Raw genomic sequence first — 2735 nt, 5'->3', positions numbered from 1 at the left:
ACTAACGGGGCAGGTTAGCTGTGCGAAATGTTTCTAGCTTAAATGGAGGATGGTTACATTTCTCTGGTAAAGGCTAGACAGTTCCTTTCGGAACTGAAGGATTATATCGAAGAATCAAATGACGGGGGAACACCCCGAAGGGTTCTCTCTTAGTCGAATAGCACTGGACTTAGTAAGAATAATAGTGTTATAAGCTCGGTGAAAAGGCGTGAGAAATTACCGTACCAGTTCGGCTGACGAAAGCCTACTCGATGGAGTGGTGTAATTCATGATGCTTGAGTTGAATGAATATGGTGAGAATGCGAATAAACCAAAAAGTAATGGTTAAGCTGACGAACTTCTGAATGCAAGGGTCTATAACTGCGATACATAGAAATGTGTATATCACCAAATTGTGAGGTTAGTTGTGGGTGAGTAAGAATAACTAATATGAAAATCCATGATACGTTACAGGCGTATGAATGCTAACAGGCTTAAAGGAAGCACCTAAGTTCATTCTATAATAGATATAATTCAACATTGTAAGCTGATAACGTGGAGGACTTACTTCCAATGAAACGTTGGCAAGGAAATCAATAATGAAACTAGCTATTGTATAACTTACCTTTGTATCAGTGAAAGTGGTGGCACAGTACCAATGAAATGTCTAATCCACATGGAGGGATAGCCACTAGACTAATTAAGATTTATTCAACCAATTAAGGCAGTTCTTTATCGGTTAATAAGGTTCTTGTGAGACTAAAAGAGGTTTAACTCCGAAAGGAGTCACCAACTTATTGAAACGGAAGAAACTGAGACACAGTGAGTATTATAGTATGCAAGATTGTTTTGACACACTATATGCTCAAAGTGTCGGTGGTCATCACTTCTATGACTTAACAGAATTAATGAGTTCTAAGGGTAATATACGACTTGCTTACCGAAACATCAAAAGAAACTCAGGTAGCAAAACTGCGGGAACAGATAAATTAACAATTAACGATATTCTAGATTTAACAGTGGAAGATGTAATAGCAAGGGTTCAAGCCATGTTCAAAAGGTACAAACCGCAAACAGTAAGGCGTGTTTTCATTCCAAAAGGAAAAGGTAAAACTAGACCTCTTGGAATTCCAACGATTTGGGATAGAATTTTTCAACAATGCATATTTCAAATTTTAGAGCCAATATGTGAAGCAAAATTTCATAAACATAGCTATGGATTTAGACCAAATCGGAGCACTCATCATGCCAAAGCCAGATTTGAATTTCTTATCAATCAATCTGGACTCCATCATTGTGTTGATGTTGATATTAAAGGTTTCTTTGATAATGTTAATCATAGTAAGCTTTTAAAACAAATGTGGTCACTAGGCATAAGGGACAAATCACTACTTTCAATTATTTCTAGGCTATTAAAAGCAGAGATTGAAGGTGAAGGTATCCCTACAAAAGGTACTCCGCAAGGAGGTATTTTGTCACCTTTACTATCCAACATTGTATTAAACGAATTGGATTGGTGGATTAGTGACCAATGGGAAACATTTGAAAGCAGATATACTTACTCCACCAATGGTAGTAAGTATCAGCATTTAAAGAAAACATTTTTGAAAGAGTGTTTCATCGTCCGTTATGCGGACGATTTTAAGGTAATTTGCCGAACTAGGTCACACGCAATAAAATTGAATTACGCATTGAAAGATTTCTTGAGAAAAAGACTTCATTTGGAAACAAGTGAAGAAAAATCGAAAGTTATTAATCTAAAGAAAAACTCTTCCGAGTTTCTTGGTTTTTCAATAAAAGCCATAAGAAAAGGAAAGACAAGATTTGGTTATGTAGCAAGGTCTGATATGTCAAAGAAAGCTAAAGCAAACGCCTTCCAAAAGATTAAGGACACTATAAAAGTAGTCAAGAAAAAGCCTTGCATTCAGACAGTTTGGAATTTCAATACTGTCGTCATGGGAATCCAAAACTATTACTCAGCCGCTACTAACATCACTATCAATCTGAATGAGTTAAACGCTCATCTACGCAGAACGTTATATAATCAATTAAGGAACATTAGAACCGAGGCAAGTTTCCATGAGATGACTAAAACCTTACAGAAAAGGTACAAGGGATATAAGGCAAAACTGTATATGATACAAAAAATGGTTTTTGTCCCCATCCACGCACAACGGTGGAAAAAGATACTTGGATTCTCCCAAGTAATATGTAACTTTACTGCCGAAGGTAGAGCAAAAATTCATAATAGCCTAAAGGCTATTGATAAAAATACGCTTTCTTACATCATGAGAAACTATATTCCAAACAGATCCATTGAATATAACGACAATCGAATCAGTAAATTTATCGCCCAGTATGGTAAATGTTCCATATTAGGAGAAGAGTTAGGGATACATGAATGGCATTGTCATCACATAAACCCTTATTATCTTTCAAAAGATGATAGCTATTCAAATCTGATTATTGTTCATAAAGCAATTCATCAATTAATTCATCTAAAAGATAAAGTCAAAATAGAAACTCTTTTACAATTTTTAAAGCTTACTAGTAAGCAGAAAGAAAAAGTTAATAAGCTACGGTTAAGATGTCAAAATGAAATAATCTAACTTTGGAAAAACAGCACTCGTCTACTTAATACATAGAACGAATAAATCGGATTAGTTGGAACGCCGTATGCGGTGAAAGTCGCATGTACGGTGTGAACAGGGGGAAAAGGGAGCGATAACTTCAAACCCTTACCTATCTGTATTAAG

At 35.7% G+C, this 2735-nt stretch carries 1 protein-coding gene; it reads left to right on the top strand.

The window, feature by feature from the left end; all coding sequences use genetic code 11:
• The first annotated feature begins 776 nt into the window (after window positions 1–776).
• Window positions 777–2588: a group II intron reverse transcriptase/maturase gene (ltrA, locus tag G8761_RS26565; RefSeq protein ID WP_476638940.1), complete on the top strand. Its 1812-nt coding sequence runs from the start codon at window positions 777–779 to the stop codon at window positions 2586–2588.
• The last annotated feature ends 147 nt before the right edge of the window (window positions 2589–2735 follow it).

It is taken from the genome of Neobacillus terrae, from assembly GCF_011393025.1.
In the GTDB taxonomy this organism is placed as follows: Bacteria; Bacillota; Bacilli; order Bacillales; family Cytobacillaceae; genus Neobacillus_A; species Neobacillus_A terrae.
This window is presented reverse-complemented; position numbering and strand designations above follow the sequence as displayed.